Origin of the sequence: Roseomonas sp. USHLN139 (assembly GCF_037145735.1) — a bacterium.
Classification (GTDB): domain Bacteria; phylum Pseudomonadota; class Alphaproteobacteria; order Acetobacterales; family Acetobacteraceae; genus Pseudoroseomonas.
Genome location: NZ_JBBCWY010000001.1, coordinates 1,354,589 through 1,372,425 on the forward strand (window position 1 = coordinate 1,354,589; position 17,837 = coordinate 1,372,425).

A 17,837-nucleotide genomic window follows, 5' to 3' on the forward strand; every position below is an offset into this window, starting at 1 on the left:
CGACACGCTCGCCTCTATATGGTGAAGCCCCCCCGCCTGGCGAGGGGGGCGCGGGGCCGGCCGCCCCCCGGCCGGTCAGATGTGGATCACCCGGCCATAGGCGTCGAGCACGCTCTCATGCATCGCTTCCGACACCGTCGGGTGCGGGAAGACGGTGTGCATCAGCTCGGCCTCGGTGGTCTCCAGGGTGCGGGCGATGGTGTAGCCCTGGATCATCTCGGTGACTTCCGGCCCGACCATGTGGGCGCCGAGCAGCGCGCCGGTCTTGGCGTCGAACACCGTCTTCACGAAGCCCTCCGGCTCGCCCATGGCGATGGCCTTGCCATTGCCGATGAAGGGGAAGCGGCCGACGCGGACCTCGTGCCCGGCCTCCTTGGCGCGGGCCTCGGTCAGGCCGACCGAGGCGACCTGCGGGCGGCAATAGGTGCAGCCCGGGATGTTCGAGACATCCATCGGATGCGGGTGCTGCCCGGCGATGGCCTCGACCACGACGATGCCCTCATGGCTGGCCTTGTGCGCCAGCCAGGGGGCGCCGGTCAGGTCGCCGATGGCATAGACGCCCGGCTCGCCGGTGCGGCCGTACTCGTCGGTGACGATATGGGTGCGCTCGACCTTCACCTTGGTGCCTTCGAGGCCGAGATTCTCGACATTGCCGACGATGCCCACCGCCGAGATCAGCCGGTCGGCGACGATCTCCTGCACCTTGCCGTCGATCTCGACCACCACGGCGATGCCGTCGCCGGTCTTGCGCACGCCCTGCACCTTGGCGCCGGTCAGCACCTTCATCTTCTGCTTCTCGAAGGCCTTGCGGACGAAGGCCGAGATCTCGGCATCCTCGACCGGCAGGATGCGGTCCATCGCCTCGATCAGCGTGACCTCGGCGCCCATGTTGAGGAAGAAGGAGGCGAATTCGCTGCCGATGGCGCCGGAGCCGATGACCACCAGCTTCTTCGGCATGATGTCGGGGGCCAGCGCCTCGCGGTAGGACCAGATCAGCTTGCCGTCCGGCTCGATGCCGGGGATGACGCGGGCGCGGGCGCCGGTGGCCAGGATGATGTGCTTGGCGGCGAGTTCCGCGACCGGCTTGCCGTCCTTGCCGGTCACCGCCAGCTTGCCCGGGCCGGCCAGCTTGCCGCTGCCGTCGAAGACGGTGACCTTGTGCTTCTTCAGCAGGCCCTTGACGCCGGCCGAGAGCTGGCCGGCGACCTGGCGGGAGCGCTTGACCACCTTGGCGAAGTCATAGCGGACATTGTCGGCGGCGAAGCCGTACTGGTCCAGGCTGTGCAGCAGGTGGTTGATCTCGGAGGCGCGCAGCAGCGCCTTGGTCGGGATGCAGCCCCAGTTGAGGCAGATGCCGCCGAGGTGCTCGCGCTCGACGAGGGCGACCTTCATCTTCAGCTGCGCGGCGCGGATCGCGGCGACATAGCCGCCCGGGCCACCGCCCACCACCACCAGGTCGAACTGCTCGGCCATTGTCTTGCGCTCCTGTCCGCGCGGGGCGCGGTGCGATGATCTCGGTGATCCCCTGCGGGCAGGGGATGCAGGGGTCAGCCGGCCAGGGCCTTCAGGGCGTCGCCGGACAGGCGCTGGTCGGTCCATTCCACGCGCCCGACCGCGCCGATCCGCCGGTAGAAGGCGATGGCGGGCTCGTTCCAGTCGAGCACGTTCCATTCCATCCAGGCATGGCCCTCGTCGAGCGCCTTGCGCGCCAGCGCCTGGAACAGCGCCCGGCCGATGCCCAGGCGACGGTGCTCGGGCTGGACGAAGACATCCTCGACCCAGAGCCCGGCCTTGCCGGCGAAGGTCGAAAACGTCTCGTAGAACAGGGCGAGGCCGACGATCTCGCCCTCGACCTCGGCCAGCAGGCCCTTGATCCGCTTGGTGGCCAGCGCGCCGTAATAATCCTGCGCGCTGGCGACCACCTCATGGCCCAGCTTCTCGTACTCGCCGAGCGCGCGGACCAGCCGCAGGACATCCTCGGCGTCCCGCGGCTTCGCCTCGCGCAGGAAGAAGCCGGGCGCGCTCATCAGAGCATCAGGCTCAGCGGATCCTCGACCACCTTCTTGAAGGCGGCCATCCACTCGGCGGCCAGCGCGCCATCGACGACGCGGTGATCGACCGAGAGGGTGCAGGTCATGACGGTGGCCACCGCCAGCGCCCCATCCTTCACCACGGCGCGCTGCTGCCCGGCGCCGACCGCCAGGATGCCGCCCTGCGGCGGGTTGATGATGGCCGAGAAGCTGGTGACCCCGAACATCCCCATGTTGGAGATGCTGAAGCTGCCGCCCTGGAACTCCTCCAGCTTGAGCTTGCCGGACTTGGCGCGGGCGGCCAGGTCCTTCATCTCGTTGCTGATGGCGGCCAGGCCCTTCTGGTCGGCCTTCTTGACGATCGGCGTGATCAGCCCGTCCGGGATCGAGACGGCGACCGAGATGTCGACGTCGTGGTACTGGATGATGGCTTCATCGGTCCAGCTGGCGTTGACGTTCGGGTACTGGCGCAGCACCCGCGCGGCGGCCTTGATGATCAGGTCGTTGACCGAGAGCTTGAAGGCGCCCGGCCCGTCCTTCGGCGCGCGGCCGTTGAGGTCGGCGCGCAGCTTCAGCAGCGCATCCAGCTCGATATCCATCGAGACATAGAAATGCGGCACCGTCGCCTTGCTCTCGGCCAAGCGCTTGGCGATGACCTTGCGCATGGAGGAGTTCGGCACCGCCGTGTGCGGCGCAGTGATGGCGGGCGCCGGGGCCTTCGGCGCGGCGGCCGGGGCAGGGGCGGCGGCCGGCGCCGCAGCCTCGGCGGCCTTCGGCGCGGCTTTGGGCTTGCCGGCGGCGGCCTCGACATCGGCCTTGACGATCCGGCCGTTCGGGCCGGAGCCCTCGATGCCGGAGAGGTCCAGCCCGGCCTGCTCCGCCATGCGGCGGGCGAGCGGCGAGGCGAAGACGCGGTCGCCCGAGGCCGGGGCGGCCGCAGGCTTGGCGGCCTCGGCCTTCGGCGCGGCTGGCTTCGCGGCTTCGGCTTTGGGCGCCTCAGCCTTGGCCGGGGTGGCCTCGGCCTTCTGCGCGGCCGGCTTGGCGGCCGGGGCGGCACCATCCGGCACCGCCTCGCCCGCCTCGACCATGATGCCGATCGGGGTGTTCACGGCCACCCCCTCGGTGCCCTCGGCCACCAGGATCTTGCCGAGGACGCCCTCGTCCACGGCCTCGAACTCCATGGTCGCCTTGTCGGTCTCGATCTCGGCAAGGACGTCGCCGGACTTGACCGTGTCGCCCTCCTTCTTCAGCCAGCGGGCGAGCGTCCCCTCCGTCATGGTCGGAGAGAGGGCGGGCATCAGGATGTTGGTGGCCATCGTTCCCGCTTCCTCTTACTTCTTGTAGGTGACGGACTTGGCGGCCTCGACCACGTGCTCGACGGTCGGCAGCGCCAGCTTCTCGAGATTGGCCGCATAAGGCATGGGCACGTCGAGGCCGGCGACACGGGCCGGCGGCGCGTCCAGGTGGTCGAAGGCGTGCTCGATCACCTGCATGGCGACCTCGCCACCGATGCCGGAGAAGGCCCAGCCTTCCTCGACGGTGACCAGGCGGTTGGTCTTCTTCACCGAGGCGACGATGGTGTCGATGTCCAGCGGCCGGATCGAGCGGAGGTTGATCACCTCGGCCTCGATGCCCTCTTCCGCCAGCTTCTCGGCCGCCTTCAGCGCCACGCCCACCTCGATCGAGAAGGCGACGATGGTGACGTCCTTGCCCGGGCGCTCGATCTTCGCCTTGCCGATCGGCAGGATGAAGTCCTCATCGGTCGGGCATTCGAAGCTCTGCCCGTAGAGGATCTCGTTCTCCAGGAAGACCACCGGGTTGGGGTCGCGGATGGCGGCGCGCAGCAGGCCCTTGGCATCGGCCGCCGACCACGGCGCCACGACCTTCAGGCCGGGGACATGCGCGTACCAGGAGGCGTAGCACTGGCTGTGCTGGGCAGCGACGCGGGCGGCGGCGCCGTTCGGGCCGCGGAAGACGATCGGGCAGCCGAGCTGGCCGCCGGACATGTACAGCGTCTTGGCGGCGCTGTTGATGATCTGGTCGATCGCCTGCATCGAGAAGTTGAAGGTCATGAACTCGACGATCGGGCGCAGGCCCGACATCGCCGCGCCCACCGCCATGCCGGTGAAACCGTGCTCGGTGATCGGCGTGTCGATGACGCGCTTCGCCCCGAACTCGTCCAGCAGGCCCTGGCTGATCTTGTAGGCGCCCTGGTACTGGGCGACCTCCTCGCCCAGGAGAAAGACCTTGTCGTCGCGGCGCATCTCGGCGGCCATGGCGTCGCGCAGCGCCTCGCGCACCGTGATCGACTTGGTCGGGCCCCAGTCCTTCTCGGGCTCGGAGGCCGGGCCCTTCGGCGCGGCATGGACCGCGCCACCCACCGGCGCGGCGGCGCCCGGGGTCTCGGCCTTGGCTGCCGGCACTTCCTCGGCCGCCGGCTTCTCGGCCGGCTTGGCGGCCGCGCCGCCCTCGCCGCCATCGAGCTCGGCGATGGCCGAGTTCACCGCGACCGCCTCGGTGCCTTCCGGTACCAGGATCCTGGTCAGGGTGCCTTCATCGACGGCTTCCACTTCCATGGTGGCCTTGTCGGTCTCGATCTCGGCCAGCACGTCGCCGGCCTTGACCGCGTCGCCTTCCTTCTTCAGCCAGCGCGCCAGCTTCCCCTCGGTCATGGTGGGGGAGAGGGCGGGCATCAGGATCGTGGCACCCATGATCAGCGGGCCTCCAGCAGGATGTCGGTCCACAGCTCGCTCTCATCCGGCTCGGGCGAGGTCTGGGCGAATTCGGCACTGTCGGCGACGATCGCCTTGACGTCGTCGTCGACGGTCTTCAGCTCGCTCTCGGGCAGGCCGCCTTCCAGCAGCAGCTTGCGGGCGGTCTCGATGCAGTCATGCTGCTCGCGCATCTTCTGCACCTCCTCCCGCGTGCGGTACTTCGCCGGGTCGGACATGGAGTGGCCGCGGTAGCGGTAGGTCTGCATCTCGAGGATGTAGGGGCCCTTGCCGGCGCGGCAGTGGGCCACGGCGCGCTCGCCGGCGGCCTTCACCGCGGCGACGTCCATGCCGTCCACCTGCTCGCCCGGGATGCCCCAGGGGCTGCCGTCCTGCGAGCGGTTCTTCGAGGCCGAGGCACGGTCGGCGCTGGTGCCCATGCCGTACTTGTTGTTCTCGATGATGAAGACGACCGGCAGCTTGAACAGGGCGGCGAGGTTGTAGCTCTCGAAGACCTGGCCCTGGTTGGCAGCGCCGTCGCCGTAATAGGTCAGGCAGACGGTGCCGTCGTCGCGGTACATGTTGGCGAAGGCCAGGCCGATGCCCAGGCTGACCTGGGCGCCGACGATGCCATGGCCGCCATAGAAGCCCTTCTCGCGCGAGAACATGTGCATGCTCCCGCCCTTGCCCTTGGAGTAGCCGCCCGAGCGGCCGGTCAGCTCGGCCATGACGCCGCGCGCCTCCATGCCGGTGGCCAGCATGTGGCCATGGTCACGGTAGGAGGTGATGACCTGGTCGCCCGGCTGCAGGCACATCTGCATGCCGACCACGACCGCTTCCTGGCCGATATACAAATGGCAGAAGCCGCCGATCAGGCCCATGCCGTAGAGCTGGCCGGCCTTCTCCTCGAAGCGCCGGATCAGCAGCATGTCGCGGTAGGCCTGGAGCATCTGCTCCTGCGTCAGCCCCTGGGTGTTCGCGGGGGGGGCCTTCGCCTTGCCGCGACGCTTGGTGGTGCCTGCATCGGCGCCTTGGACCATCCGGCTGCTCCATTCTGCCCGCCGCCGCTCGGAATTGGCGGAGGCGCCCGCCGGAAATACGTGGCCGAAGGCCCGTCTGCAAGCGCCAGGCGATAGCCAAGCCCTTGATGCTGCACTGCAATAGGGTGATTAACCGGTTTCTGGTTAAGCACTTGTTGGCAAAGGCGGGCGAGCAACAGGACGGGCGCGGTCATACCCAGAAAAGACGGAAGCTTGCGTTCGAGGTGGGGCGCGCGACAGGAATGCAAATGCCGGGCACCCCGCTCGTCATTCTTGCTGCGTGGCGCTGCTGAATCGAGCCCCGGCGATTTTTCCTGAGACGGGCGGCGGGACTCCGCCAGGAACCGGCCGTGCCCCCTCGCTGCCATGCAGCCACGGGGCAGGGGCATGCGGTCCGGACAGGGCCTGAGGCCCCCGCCGCCCCCTGGCCCCGCCCGCTGGCTCAGCGGCCGGCGACGACCCGCCCGGTGCAGGGATTGCCGCCGATCCAGTAGCAGAGCTCCGCCGGGCGGGAGACGGCATAGGTGGCGAAATCCGCCCGTAGCCCCACCGCCAGCCGGCCCCGATCCGCCAGGCCCAGCGCTGCCGCGGCATGGGCGGTGACGCCGAGCAGCGCCTCCTCCACCGTCAGGCGGAACAGGGTGCAGCCCAGGTTGAGCATCAGCAGCAGCGACCGCGCCGGCGAGGAGCCCGGGTTCATGTCGGTCGACAGCGCCAGGCGCAGCCCGGCCGCCCGCATCGCCGCGATATCCGGATGGCGGGCTTCCCGGATGAAATAGGTGGCGCCGGGCAGCAGCACGGCGACCGTCCCGGCCGCCGCCATGGCCGCCAGCCCTGCGGCATTGGCATGTTCCAGATGGTCGGCGGACAGGGCGGAAAACCCCGCCGCCAGGGCCGCGCCGCCGAGATCGGACAGCTGGTCGGCATGCAGCTTGACGGGCAGGCCATGCGCCCGGGCGGCCTCGAAGACGCGGGTCGTCTGGGCGGGGGAGAAGGCGATCCCCTCGCAGAAGGCGTCCACCGCATCGGCCAGGCCGGCGGCGGCGGCGGCCGGGATGGCCTCCTGCACGACCCAGTCGGTGAAGGCCTCCGAGCCGCCCGGATGGCCGGGCGGGATGGCATGGGCGGCCAGCAGGCTGGTCGCCACGCTGACCGGGGCCTCGCGCCCCAGCCGGCGGGCGACGCGCAGCATCTTCAGCTCGGTCTCCAGGTCGAGGCCGTAGCCGGACTTGATTTCGACCGTGGTGACGCCCTCGGCCAGCAGGCCGTCCAGCCGGGGGCGGGCGGCGGCGAAGAGTTCTTCCTCGGAAGCGGCGCGGGTGGCACGGACCGTCGAAAAAATGCCGCCGCCGGCGCGGGCGATCTGCTCGTAGGTGGCGCCGGCCAGGCGCTGCTCGAACTCGCCGGCGCGGTTGCCGCCGAAGACCAGATGGGTGTGGCAGTCGATCAGCCCGGGCAGCAGCCAGGCGCCGGCGCAATCGGTCACCGGCGCGTCGCTGGTGGGGAGCGCCACACGCGGGCCGATCCAGGCAATGCGGCCGTCCTTCACGGCGACGGCCCCCTCCTCGATGACGCCCAAGCCGCCGTCCATGGTGGCGAGATGCGCATTCAGCCAGACGCGGTCGAAGCCGCTCATGGCGCCGGCACCGTGGCGAAGGCGCCGTGCTCGACCAGCCGCTTCACCGCGGCGATGTCGGGGGCCATGAAGCGGTCCTCGTCCCAGGGCGCCGCCACCGTGCGCACCGCGGCCAGGGCGGCCTCCAGCGGGGTGGAGGAGGTCAGCGGCCGGTGGAACTCGACGCCCTGGGCGCCTTCCAGCAGCTCGATCGCCAGGATGGCGGCGACATTGTCGGCCATCTCGGCCAGGCGCAGCGCGGCGCCGGTGGCCATGCTGACATGGTCCTCCTGGTTGGCGCTGGTCGGCAGGCTGTCGACGCTGCGGGGATGGGCCAGCGACTTGTTCTCGCTGGCCAGGGCCGCGGCAGTCACCTGGGCGATCATGAAACCGGAATTCAGCCCGCCCTCGCGCACCAGGAAGGCCGGCAGGCCGGACAGCACCGGGTCGGTCAGCAGGGCGATGCGGCGCTCCGACAGGGCGCCGATCTCGGCCAGGGCGAGCGCGATGGTGTCGGCGGCGAAGGCCACGGGCTCCGCGTGGAAATTGCCGCCGGACAGCACCTCGCCCTCGGCGGTGACCAGGGGGTTGTCGGTCACCGCATTGGCCTCGCGCCCCAGGATGGTGGCGGCATGCTCCAGCAGGTCCAGGCAGGCGCCCATCACCTGCGGCTGGCAGCGCAGGCAATAGGGGTCCTGGACGCGGGTGTCGCCCTGGCGGTGGCTCTCGCGGATGGCGCTGCCATCCAGCAGCTGGCGCAGGGACGCCGCCGCCTGGATCTGGCCGAGCTGCCCGCGCAGCGCATGGATGCGCGGGTCGAAGGGGGTGTCGGAGCCGCGGGCCGCATCGGTGCTCAGCGCGCCGGCGGTCAGCCCGGTGCGCCACAGCCGTTGCGCCGCGAAGAGCCCGGCCAGGGCAAGGGCGGTCGAGACCTGGGTGCCGTTGAGCAGCGCCAGGCCTTCCTTCGGGCCAAGGGTCAGCGGCGCGAGGCCCGCCTCGGCCAGGGCCTCGGCGCCGGAGACGACGCGGCAGCCGACCAGGGCCTCGCCCTCGCCGATCAGCACCAAGGAGAGATGCGCCAGTGGCGCCAGGTCGCCCGAGGCGCCGACCGAGCCCTTGGCCGGGATCGCCGGCAGGATATCGGCGCGCAGCAGGGCCAGCAGCGCCTCGACCACCACGGGCCGCACCGCCGAGGCGCCACGCGCCAGCGACAGCGCCTTCAGCGCCAGGATCAGCCGGACGACGGGGGCGGGCAGGAAGGGGCCGGTGCCGGCGGCATGGCTGCGCAGCAGATTGCCCTGCAGGCGGGCCAGGTCGTCCCGGCCGATGCGCTGGCTGGCCAGCTTGCCGAAGCCGGTGTTGACGCCATAGAGCGCCTCGCCGCTGTCGATGCGGCGGGCCAGGGCATCGACGGCCGCCTGCACCGGCGCCTGCCAGCCTTCCGGCAGGTCGAGGGGCGCGCCCTCGGCGATGGTGCGCAGTTCGTCGAGCGTCGCGGAGCCGGGGGTCATGATCATCGGGCGGCTCCGATCATGGGCAGGTCGAGGCCCTGTTCGCGGGCGCAGTCGATGGCGATCTGGTAGCCGGCATCGGCATGGCGCATGACGCCGGTGGCCGGGTCGTTCCACAGCACGCGCTTCAGCCGCCGCGCCGCGTCCGGCGTGCCATCGGCGACGATGACCATGCCGGCATGCTGCGAATAGCCCATGCCGACGCCGCCGCCATGGTGCAGCGACACCCAGGTGGCGCCGGAGGCGGTGTTCAGCAGCGCGTTCAGCAACGGCCAGTCGGAGACGGCATCCGACCCGTCCTGCATCGCCTCGGTCTCGCGGTTGGGCGAGGCGACCGAGCCGCTGTCCAGGTGGTCGCGTCCGATCACCACGGGGGCGGAGAGTTCTCCCCGTGCCACCATCTCGTTGAAGGCGAGGCCGAGCCGGTGCCGCTGCCCGAGCCCGACCCAGCAGATCCGCGCCGGCAGCCCCTGGAACTGGATCCGCTCCGCGGCCATGTCGAGCCAGCGGTGCAGGTGCGGATCGTCGGGGATGATTTCCTTCACCTTGGCATCGGTCTTGCGGATGTCCTCGGGGTCGCCGGACAGCGCCGCCCAGCGGAAGGGGCCGATGCCGCGGCAGAACAGCGGCCGGATATAGGCGGGGACGAAGCCCGGGAAGTCGAAGGCGTTCGCCAGGCCCTCGTCCTTGGCCATCTGCCGGATGTTGTTGCCGTAGTCGAGCACCTTGCTGCCCAGGCGCTGGAAGTCGAGCATCGCCTGGACATGGGCGACCATGCTGCGCTTGGCGGCGGCGGCGACGCCAGCGGGGTCGCTCTCGCGCTTCGCCTCCCATTCGGCGAGGCTCCAGCCGGCGGGGAGGTAGCCATTGGCCGGGTCATGCGCGCTGGTCTGGTCGGTGACGATGTCGGGCACCACGCCGCGCCGCACCAGCTCGGGGAAGATTTCTGCGGCGTTGCCGAGCAGGCCGATGCTGATGGCTTTCTTCTCGGCGCAGGCGCGCTGGATCATCGCCAGGGCCTCGTCGAGCGTCTCCGCCCGGAGGTCGAGATAGCCCGTCTCCAGCCGCTTCTCGATGCGGCTGGGCTGGCATTCGACCGCCAGCACCGCCGCCCCGGCGAAGACGCCGGCCAGCGGCTGCGCGCCGCCCATGCCGCCCAGCCCCGCCGTCAGGATCCAGCGCCCGCCCAGCTCGCCGCCGAAATGCTGGCGGCCGGCCTCGGCGAAGGTCTCGTAGGTGCCCTGCACGATCCCCTGGCTGCCGATATAGATCCAGGACCCGGCGGTCATCTGGCCGTACATCATCAGGCCCGCACGATCGAGCCTGGAGAAGTGTTCCCAATTGGCCCAGGCGGGGACCAGGTTGGAATTGGCCAGCAGCACGCGCGGCGCGTCGGCATGGGTCTGGAAGACGCCGACCGGCTTGCCCGACTGCACCAGCAGGGTCTGGTCCTGCTCCAGCCGCTTCAGCACGTCCAGGATGCGCTCATAGCTGGCCCAGTCGCGCGCGGCGCGGCCGATGCCGCCATAGACCACCAGTTCGCCGGGCTTCTCGGCGACCTCGTCGTCGAGGTTGTTCATCAGCATCCGCATCGCCGCCTCGGTGGTCCAATGGCGGGCGGTGAGCTCGGGCCCGCGCGGGCTGCGGATCGCGGGGGCGTTGCGGAAACGGGTCTGCGACATGTCTTTTCCCTATGAACGGGTCAGCAGTCAGTCGAGGGCGCTGCCGAGGCGGTAGCGCGTGCCGGGATGGGTCAGAAGGGCGCGGGTGGCGACCACCCGCCAGGACCAGGTGCGGCGATGGATGACGAGGCAGGGCTCTTCCGGCGGCATGGCCAGCGCGGCCGCCGTGGCCGGGTCGGCGCGGCCCGCTTCCACCACATGCTCCACCCGTTCGGCAGGGGCGCAGGAAGTCAGGAAGCGGTAAGGCGTGATCCGCGAGAAATCCTGTTCCAGGAAGCGGGGGGCGATCACCGGGTTGACCCAGCGCTCCTCCAGCTGGACCGGCAGGTCGTTCTCCAGATGCACCAGCCGGGCATGGAACAGCTCGGCGCCGGGCGGCAGGCCGAAGGCGGCGGCCAGCGCGGGATCGGCGCGCAGCCGCTGCTGGGCGAGCACGCGGGCGGCATGGCGGCTGCCGCGCTCGGCCATCTCCTCGGCGATGTCGCGCAGCTCCAGCAGGCTGGATTGCGGCTTGGCGCCGGCGACGAAGGTGCCCACCCCCTGCACCCGGGTCAGCAGCCCGGCATCGGCCAGCTCGCGCAGCGCCCGGTTGACCGTGACGCGGGAGACCCCGGTCATTTTCACCAACTCATTCTCAGACGGGAGCCGCTCTTCGGCGGGCCATTCGCCGCTGGCGACGCGCGACAGGATCAGCGCCTTGATCTGCTGGTAGCGGGGGGTCGCCGGGCTGGGCGTCGGCAGGAGCAGGGGCGCATCGGACATGGGTTGAGCATGGTTGTCTTGACAAGTTTCGTCAACCGCGATGCGATGCGCCTGTCACCGCCTCCGGAGCGCCGCCCGATGACCGCCTTCTTCGCTGCCGCTGCCCTGCTGCCCGAAGGCTGGGCGCGCGACGTCCGGATCGAGACCGATGGGGCAGGGGGTATTCTTTCAGTGATCCCCGGCGGCAGCCCCGCGGGCGCCGAGCGCCTGCCGGGCGTCGTCATCCCCGGCATCCCCAACCTGCATTCGCATGCCTTCCAGCGCGCCATGGCCGGGCTGACCGAGCGCCGCTCGCCCCCCGAGGCGCGCGACGCCGAGGGTGGCACCGACAGCTTCTGGACCTGGCGCCACACCATGTACCGCTTCGTCGGCCGCTTCGCGCCCGAGGATGCCGAGGCGGTGGCGGCGCAGCTTTATGCCGAATGCCTGGAATGGGGCTTCTCCAGCATCACCGAGTTCCACTACCTGCACCACCAGGCCGACGGCACGCCCTATGCCCAGCCGGAAGAGATGGCGCTGCGCCACCTGGCGGCGGCGAAGCGGGCCGGCATCGGCATCACCATGGCGCCCAGCCTCTACCGGCATGGCGGCATCTTCGGCCGCGACCCGGTGCCGGGGCAGCGGCGCTTTCTCAACGACCTACATGGCTTCTGGCGCATCGTCGAAGGGGTGCGCGCGGCGGTGGCGGGCAATCCCCAGGCCGGCCTGGCGCTGGCCCCGCATTCGCTGCGTGCGGTGACGCCCGCCATGCTGGCGGAGGTGGCGAAAAGCTTCCAGGGCCCGATCCACATCCACGCTGCCGAGCAGCAGCGCGAGGTGGCCGAATGCCTGGCCGCCACCGGCGCCCGCCCGGTCGAATGGCTGCTGGCCAACCTGCCGGTCGATGAACGCTGGTGCCTGATCCACTGCACCCACATGACCGAGGCCGAGACGCGGGGGCTTGCGGCAAGCGGCGCGGTGGCGGGCCTCTGCCCCTCGACCGAGGCTTCCCTGGGGGATGGCTTCTTCTCGCTGCCGACCTTCCGGGAAGCGGGCGGGCGCTTCGGCTTCGGCACCGACAGCCATGTCGGCACCTCGCCGCGCGACGAGATGCGCCAGCTGGAGACCAGCCAGCGCCTGGTGCAGCAGCAGCGCTCGGTGGCGACCGATGCCGCCCACCCGCATCCCGGCCGCAACCTGGTCGAGGCGGCGGTCACGGCGGGCGCCCAGGCCAGCGGCCGCCCGATCGCCGGCATCGCCCCGGGCCAGCGCTGCGACCTGGTCTGCCTCGACCCCGAGCACCCTTCGCTCTACGGGCGGGAGGGGGATGCGCTGCTCGATGCCTGGGTCTTCGGCGGCCAGGGCAATCCGGTGACCCAGGTGGTGGCCGGCGGCGCGGTGGTGGTGCGCGACGGACGGCATATCCAGCGCGACGCGATCGCGGCAGAGTTCCGCGCCGCCCTCCGGAGACTGGCCGCGTGACCCTCGAGATTCGCCCCGCCCGATTGGAAGACATGCTGGTCCTGGTCGACTGGGCCGCGGCCGAGGGCTGGAACCCCGGCCTGGCCGATGCCGCCGCCTTCCATGCCGTCGATCCCGAAGGCTTCCTGCTCGGCTTCCTGGACGGCGCGCCGGTGGCCTGCATCTCGGCCGTCCGCCAGGGCGCGAGCCATGGCTTCATCGGCTTCTACATCGTCCGGCCCGAGCATCGCGGGAAGGGTTACGGCATCGCCCTGTGGCGGGCGGCGATGGCGCGGCTGGCGGGCCGCAACGTGGCGCTGGACGGGGTGATGGCGCAGCAGGCGAATTATGCCCGTTCCGGCTTCGCGCCCGCCTGGCGCAACCTGCGCCATGCCGGGCTCGCGTATCCGCTGGCCGGCGCCGAGGGCGAGATCCGGCCGGCCCTGCTGGCGGATGCCCTGGCGTTGGATGTCGCCCCCGTGCCGCGCGAGGACTTCCACCGCGCCTGGCTGGCGGCGCCGGGGCACCGGGCGCTGGCCGTCCCGGGCCGCGGCGTCGGCGTCATCCGCCCCGCCCGCGACGGCCACAAGATCGGCCCGCTGATGGCGCGCGACGAGGGCGCGGCGCGGGCCCTGTTCAACGCGCTGACCGGGGGCGTGACGGGCCCGGTGGTGCTCGACGTGCCCGAGCCCAATGCCGCCGGCCTGGCCCTGGCGCGCGAGGCCGGCCTGGCCGAGACTTTCGAGGCGGCGCGGATGTATACCGGCGCCATCCCGAAGCTCGACCTGGCTGCCTGCTACGGCCTGGCCAGCCTGGAGCTGGGCTAGGGCCTGTGGGGATTCAGCGTGAGTTGATGACGGCAGCGGCGAGATAGATCATGGCCGAGAAGCTCTGGTCTGTTTTGCAAGCGCGCATTGCGATGCGCTTGAACTCTTTGAGTTTGCAGAAGTAGTTTTCGATCAGGTGGCGCCATTCATACATCTTGGCGTCGATCTTGAGTTTCTGGGCGCGCGCGGGGCGCTGTGAGATGATCACTTGCGCGCCGCGCTGATTCAATTCCTCGACGATCCAATTGGAATCGAAAGCTTTATTGCCGAGTAAGGCGCCGAATTGGATGCCTCTAATCAACGGTGCAACGCCGATGGTGTCGAACCGATGGCCCGGCAACAGCTCAAAGCGAACAAGGTTGCCCAAGGCGTCTGTTAGCGCCAAAATCTTGGTCGTCATACCGCCCTTGGAACGGCCAATGGCCTGGCTCTGAGTCCCCCTTTTGCGCCTTGGCCGTGCCGGTGGACCTTGACGATAGTAGCATCGACCATGGCGTATTCCATGTCCGTCTCTTCCGATAACGCATCGAAAATCCGCTTGAAAACATCGGCTTCACGCCAGTCGCGAAAGCGCCGGAATGCGGTGCTCCAGTTGCCAAACGTTGAAGGTAGATCACGCCAGGGACTGCCCGTCCTGACAATCCACAGCACCGCTTCCATGAAAAGCCGGTTGTTCTTTCCACTGCGCCCAGGGTCCGTCAGCTTGCCCAGACAATGCGGCTCGATCTTTGCCCATTGGGCATCAGTCAGTACGAAGCGATCCATCCGACGTGTGAATCATATCTCCACCGTCTTAGGAATCCTGAATCCCCACAGGCCCTAGTCACACCGGCGCACATGGCAGCTGCAACCGCGCTGCCTCCCGCATGATATTGCGAAATGTGACCAATGAATATTGCATGCTGGCATGAACGATCGATGCTTTTCTACCGTTGCGACGTAACGTTTCGAATAGCAGCAAATTTCGCTAAATATCTGATATCCTGAAATTCCCCCGCTGGCCGCCGAGCGCGACCGGCTCGGCTTAGTAAATCGTCTGACAGCGCACTCGCCGCTTGCTCCGATCCCGCATCGCCTTCACAAGCCTCCTATCAGCTATGCGGAGAGAGAAATTGCTGTTCCACACAATGGTAGGCTCCAACGACATTGAGCGCTCGCGGCGGTTCTACAACGCGGTTTTGGGTGTTCTCGGGGTGCCAGAGCCGATGATCAACATCGCGGGAAGCGGACATACGCGCCTTTTCTACCCGAACCAGGGTGGAACCAACTTCATCGTCACCCAGCCGATCAACGATGAGCCCGCCACCGTCGCGAACGGGGCCACCGTCGCATTCTCGTGCAATTCGCCCGAGCAAGTGCAACAATTTCATGACGTCGCGGTGGCCAACGGCGGAACGTCAATCGAAGATGCCCCTGGTCCGCGAGCGTCCGCGATGGGGACTATCCACCTGGCGTATGTGCGCGATCCAGACGGCAACAAGCTTTGCGGGATTCACATCCCCGGATAACGTTTCGCATCCGTATCTGCGCCGGTCCAACGAGCGATTAGGCGCTCCGCAGGGCCGGGCAGCCCTGTCCCGGCCCGCGCGCGAAACGCCGCCATCGGCTTTTCGGCAAGGTGGCATGGCCGGCTCAGACGCATCCAGACGTTCGATCTGGCAATCGTGAACGATTGGTGCTGATCGCAAACTGCCTCCCCGATTACCCGCCGCAGATGATGGCTATTTCGCGCAGACGCGCCAAATCTGACGGCGGCAAGCTAGGGTGTGTGGGGATTCAGGCCAGGGTGGCGCGAGAATGGCTGATTTTCGGGGCCCAGAGCGCAGCGTACTTTTGGTGCGTGAACCGGAAGAGCGAAAAGCGGCCGTTCGCAGCCCGCCATGGGCTGAATCCCCACACACCCTAGGCGGTCATCCCTGCGGCGGCGCGGCGGATACCGCCTCCGCCGCCCGCATGACGCGGAGGAAATTGCCCGACCAGAGCAGGTCCAGCGCCTCGGCATCATAGCCGCGCGCCAGCAGCTCGGCGGTCAGGGTGGCGCTGTCGGCGGCGCTCATCCAGCCTTCCACGCCGCCGCCGCCGTCGAAATCCGACGACAGGCCGACATGGGCGATGCCGATCCGCTGCACGGCGTAATCCACATGGTCGGCGATGTCGGCGACGCTGGCGCGGATGCGCCCCGTGGCATCCGGCCCGCGCAGGAAGCCGGGGACGGCGGTGATCTGCATCAGCCCGCCGCTGGCGCGCAGCGCGTCCATCTGCGCGTCGTCGATGTTGCGCGGATGGTCGCGCAGCGCGCGGACGCAGGTATGGGTGGCGACCACCGGGGCGCGCGACAACTCCACCGCCTGCATCATGCTGGCCTTCGAGGCATGCGAGACATCGACCAGCAGGCCGAGCGCGTTCATCTCGGCGATGGCCTCGCGGCCGAAGCCCGACAGGCCGCCATGCAGCACGGGCCCGTCGCCGAGGTCGGGGCGGGGAATGGCGGAATCGGCCAGAAGATTGTGCCCGTTATGGGTCAGCGTGACGTAGCAGGCGCCGAGCCCCCGCCACAGCGCCAGGCCGGACAGGTCGTCGCCGAGGCCATAGGCATTCTCCACCGCCAGCAGCACGCCGGTGCCGGGGCGGCCGCGCAGCGCTTCCAGCTCGGCGGCGCGGGTGACGATGCGGCGGTCGCCGCCGGCGGCGGTCGCGCGGATCGCGCGCAGCATGGCCTCGCAGCGGGCGGCGGCGGCGGCATGGCCTTCCGGCGTGCGCGGGCCCTGCGGCAGGTAGGCGGCGAAGACCACCGCGCGCAGCCCGCCGGCGGCCATCTTCGGATAGTCGACGCAACGGCCGGTGGCGTCGCGCGGATCGGGCGTCGCCGGCCAGGGGATGTCGACATGGGTGTCGAGGGTCAGCGTCGCCGCATGGATCGCCAGCGCCTCGGCGGAAGGGGTGCCGCCGGCGGCTGCGGGGATGGCGGGGGCGGTGGGGCGGTCGGTCATCAGGGCATCCCGGCGGCGGTGGAGCCCCAGGCTCCGCCCGGCCGCGCGCCCCGTCAACCGGAAGCCGTACCAGGGCAGGCATGCCCTGGCACGGGCCGCGGCGTCAGTCCTTCAGGCTGGCGGTCACCAGGCGCAGCATCTCCGGCATCGCCGCCGGGTCGAGCCAGCGGAAGGTCGCGACCAGCTCATGCGCCGGGTCGATCCAGATGTAGTTGCCGCCGGCGCCCTGGGCCAGGAAGCTCTCGCGGCTGGCGCCCGGGTAGCGGCCATTGCCGTTCAGCCACCAGAGCAGGCCATAATCCTTGTTGAGCGCCGTCGGCGTGGTCGAGGCCGCGACCCAGCCCTCGGGCAGCAGGCGGCGGCCGGCCCAGACGCCGTCCTGCAGCATCAGCTGGCCGATGCGGGCCTGGTCCTCGGCATGGGTGATGACGCCGCCGCCCCAATGGCCGCCGCCGGAGACCGACTGGATCTTCGTGCCGTCGATCTCGACGAAGCTGGTGCGGTAGCCTTCCCAGGAGAAATCGGCGCTGCTGCCGATCGGGCCGGTGATGCGCTCGTGGAAGACCTCGGGCAGCGGGCGGCGGAAGCGCTCCAGCAGGGCCAGCGCCAGGGCGTTCACCCGGACGTCATTGTATTCCCAGTAGGTCCCCGGGGTCTGCAGCGGGCGGTCGATGCCCTTGGGCCCGGCGCCCTCGCGCTTCAGGTCGCGGCCGCGGTCGATCCGGTCGGCCTTGCCAAACAGCGTGCCTTCCCACTCGCTGGTCTGCTCCAGGATCATCCGCCAGGTGATCGGGCGGTTCTGGAGGCTGTGGAAGGCCTCGTGCGTCACGCTGTCGCTGATGCGCGACTCCAGGCTTTCGATCAGCCCGTCGCCCAGCGCGATGCCGGCCAGCAGCGACAGGTAGCTCTTGGCGACGCTGAAGGTCATGTCGGCCTGGCGGGGATTGCCCCAGGACGCCACCTGCCGGCCGCGGCGCAGGATCAGCCCGTTCGGATTGCCGCGCGGCGCGGTGCGGCCCAGCACCTCGTTGTCCGGGGCGGGCTCGAAATAGCCGGCCTCCAGATGCTTCAGGATATCGCGCGGGAAGGGGCTGTCATGCGCCTCGGCGAAGGCGATGGCGGCGGTGAGGGCGGCGGCATCGAAGCCGGCCTCGCCGGGATCTTGCGGCGGGAAGGGGGTGTCGTTCTGCATGGGGCGCGAGCCTCGCCGGAAGCAGGGGCGGGGCGCA

At 69.9% G+C, this 17,837-nt stretch carries 15 protein-coding genes; 3 read left to right on the plus strand and 12 right to left on the minus strand.

Annotated elements, in window-relative coordinates; all coding sequences use genetic code 11:
* Positions 1 to 75 precede the first annotated feature (75 nt).
* The 9 genes from lpdA to hutC all read right to left on the minus strand — a co-directional run bounded on the left by lpdA (position 76) and on the right by hutC (position 11,351).
* The gene (lpdA, locus tag WFI16_RS06270) at positions 76 to 1,473 is read right to left on the minus strand and encodes a dihydrolipoyl dehydrogenase (protein ID WP_419896927.1); all 1,398 of its coding nucleotides are present in this window, start codon (positions 1,471 to 1,473) and stop codon (positions 76 to 78) included.
* A gap of 74 nt (positions 1,474 to 1,547) precedes the next feature.
* Positions 1,548 to 2,027 (minus strand): GNAT family N-acetyltransferase, encoded by a 480-nt coding sequence (locus tag WFI16_RS06275; protein WP_419896928.1) that lies wholly within the window; start codon positions 2,025 to 2,027, stop codon positions 1,548 to 1,550.
* The gene (locus WFI16_RS06280) at positions 2,027 to 3,346 is read right to left on the minus strand and encodes a pyruvate dehydrogenase complex dihydrolipoamide acetyltransferase (RefSeq protein ID WP_419896929.1); all 1,320 of its coding nucleotides are present in this window, start codon (positions 3,344 to 3,346) and stop codon (positions 2,027 to 2,029) included. Before WFI16_RS06280 ends, WFI16_RS06275 begins: the two co-directional genes overlap by 1 nt.
* Before the next feature lie 15 nt (positions 3,347 to 3,361).
* Positions 3,362 to 4,741: a pyruvate dehydrogenase complex E1 component subunit beta gene (locus WFI16_RS06285; RefSeq protein WP_419896930.1), complete on the minus strand. Its 1,380-nt coding sequence runs from the start codon at positions 4,739 to 4,741 to the stop codon at positions 3,362 to 3,364.
* A 2-nt stretch (positions 4,742 to 4,743) separates the two neighbouring features.
* On the minus strand, positions 4,744 to 5,691 hold the full coding sequence (gene pdhA / locus WFI16_RS06290; RefSeq protein WP_419897155.1) for a pyruvate dehydrogenase (acetyl-transferring) E1 component subunit alpha: 948 nt from the start codon (positions 5,689 to 5,691) through the stop codon (positions 4,744 to 4,746).
* Positions 5,692 to 6,223: 532 nt separating this feature from the next.
* On the minus strand, positions 6,224 to 7,417 hold the full coding sequence (gene hutI / locus WFI16_RS06295) for an imidazolonepropionase (RefSeq protein WP_419896931.1): 1,194 nt from the start codon (positions 7,415 to 7,417) through the stop codon (positions 6,224 to 6,226).
* Positions 7,414 to 8,913, minus strand: coding sequence for a histidine ammonia-lyase (hutH, locus tag WFI16_RS06300; RefSeq protein ID WP_419896932.1), 1,500 nt, complete (start codon positions 8,911 to 8,913; stop codon positions 7,414 to 7,416). The genes hutI and hutH overlap by 4 nt, the downstream gene beginning before the upstream one ends.
* On the minus strand, positions 8,910 to 10,589 hold the full coding sequence (gene hutU / locus WFI16_RS06305) for a urocanate hydratase (RefSeq protein WP_419896933.1): 1,680 nt from the start codon (positions 10,587 to 10,589) through the stop codon (positions 8,910 to 8,912). Before hutU ends, hutH begins: the two co-directional genes overlap by 4 nt.
* A gap of 27 nt (positions 10,590 to 10,616) precedes the next feature.
* Complete coding sequence (gene hutC, locus WFI16_RS06310) at positions 10,617 to 11,351, minus strand: histidine utilization repressor (protein WP_419896934.1); 735 nt, start codon at positions 11,349 to 11,351, stop codon at positions 10,617 to 10,619.
* Between the two features lie 78 nt (positions 11,352 to 11,429).
* Between hutC and WFI16_RS06315 the strand changes: the two genes are divergently transcribed.
* A complete protein-coding gene (locus WFI16_RS06315) occupies positions 11,430 to 12,812 on the plus strand; it encodes a formimidoylglutamate deiminase (protein WP_419896935.1) in 1,383 nt (460 codons plus the stop codon).
* A complete protein-coding gene (locus tag WFI16_RS06320; protein ID WP_419896936.1) occupies positions 12,809 to 13,618 on the plus strand; it encodes a GNAT family N-acetyltransferase in 810 nt (269 codons plus the stop codon). The genes WFI16_RS06315 and WFI16_RS06320 overlap by 4 nt, the downstream gene beginning before the upstream one ends.
* A 13-nt stretch (positions 13,619 to 13,631) precedes the next feature.
* Here the strand turns inward: WFI16_RS06320 and WFI16_RS06325 are convergent.
* Positions 13,632 to 14,383, minus strand: a protein-coding gene (locus tag WFI16_RS06325) for an IS5 family transposase (protein ID WP_419896937.1) whose coding sequence is annotated in 2 segments (ribosomal slippage) — positions 13,632 to 14,053 and positions 14,053 to 14,383 — 753 coding nt in all. Because the reading frame shifts where the segments join, the coding sequence is not laid out codon by codon here.
* 347 nt (positions 14,384 to 14,730) lie between these two features.
* Here WFI16_RS06325 and WFI16_RS06330 point away from each other — a divergent pair.
* The gene (locus tag WFI16_RS06330; RefSeq protein WP_419896938.1) at positions 14,731 to 15,126 is read left to right on the plus strand and encodes a VOC family protein; all 396 of its coding nucleotides are present in this window, start codon (positions 14,731 to 14,733) and stop codon (positions 15,124 to 15,126) included.
* Positions 15,127 to 15,528: 402 nt separating this feature from the next.
* Here the strand turns inward: WFI16_RS06330 and WFI16_RS06335 are convergent, their stop codons facing one another.
* Together WFI16_RS06335 and WFI16_RS06340 are read right to left on the minus strand one after the other, a co-directional pair.
* Complete coding sequence (locus tag WFI16_RS06335) at positions 15,529 to 16,608, minus strand: dipeptidase (protein ID WP_419896939.1); 1,080 nt, start codon at positions 16,606 to 16,608, stop codon at positions 15,529 to 15,531.
* Positions 16,609 to 16,711: 103 nt separating this feature from the next.
* The gene (locus tag WFI16_RS06340; RefSeq protein WP_419896940.1) at positions 16,712 to 17,800 is read right to left on the minus strand and encodes a serine hydrolase domain-containing protein; all 1,089 of its coding nucleotides are present in this window, start codon (positions 17,798 to 17,800) and stop codon (positions 16,712 to 16,714) included.
* Positions 17,801 to 17,837: the final 37 nt, after the last annotated feature.

Excerpts from the sequence above, each read along its gene's own strand:
- WFI16_RS06340 (WP_419896940.1), bottom strand. The coding sequence starts at position 17,800 with ATGCAGAACGACACCCCCTTCCCGCCGCAAGATCCCGGCGAGGCCGGC.
- lpdA (WP_419896927.1), bottom strand. The coding sequence starts at position 1,473 with ATGGCCGAGCAGTTCGACCTGGTGGTGGTGGGCGGTGGCCCGGGCGGC.
- WFI16_RS06285 (WP_419896930.1), bottom strand. The coding sequence starts at position 4,741 with ATGGGTGCCACGATCCTGATGCCCGCCCTCTCCCCCACCATGACCGAG.
- pdhA (WP_419897155.1), bottom strand. The coding sequence starts at position 5,691 with ATGCTCCAGGCCTACCGCGACATGCTGCTGATCCGGCGCTTCGAGGAG.
- hutU (WP_419896933.1), bottom strand. The coding sequence starts at position 10,589 with ATGTCGCAGACCCGTTTCCGCAACGCCCCCGCGATCCGCAGCCCGCGC.
- hutI (WP_419896931.1), bottom strand. The coding sequence starts at position 7,417 with ATGAGCGGCTTCGACCGCGTCTGGCTGAATGCGCATCTCGCCACCATG.
- WFI16_RS06275 (WP_419896928.1), bottom strand. The coding sequence starts at position 2,027 with ATGAGCGCGCCCGGCTTCTTCCTGCGCGAGGCGAAGCCGCGGGACGCC.
- WFI16_RS06335 (WP_419896939.1), bottom strand. The coding sequence starts at position 16,608 with ATGACCGACCGCCCCACCGCCCCCGCCATCCCCGCAGCCGCCGGCGGC.
- hutH (WP_419896932.1), bottom strand. The coding sequence starts at position 8,913 with ATGATCATGACCCCCGGCTCCGCGACGCTCGACGAACTGCGCACCATC.
- WFI16_RS06315 (WP_419896935.1), top strand. The coding sequence starts at position 11,430 with ATGACCGCCTTCTTCGCTGCCGCTGCCCTGCTGCCCGAAGGCTGGGCG.
- WFI16_RS06280 (WP_419896929.1), bottom strand. The coding sequence starts at position 3,346 with ATGGCCACCAACATCCTGATGCCCGCCCTCTCTCCGACCATGACGGAG.
- hutC (WP_419896934.1), bottom strand. The coding sequence starts at position 11,351 with ATGTCCGATGCGCCCCTGCTCCTGCCGACGCCCAGCCCGGCGACCCCC.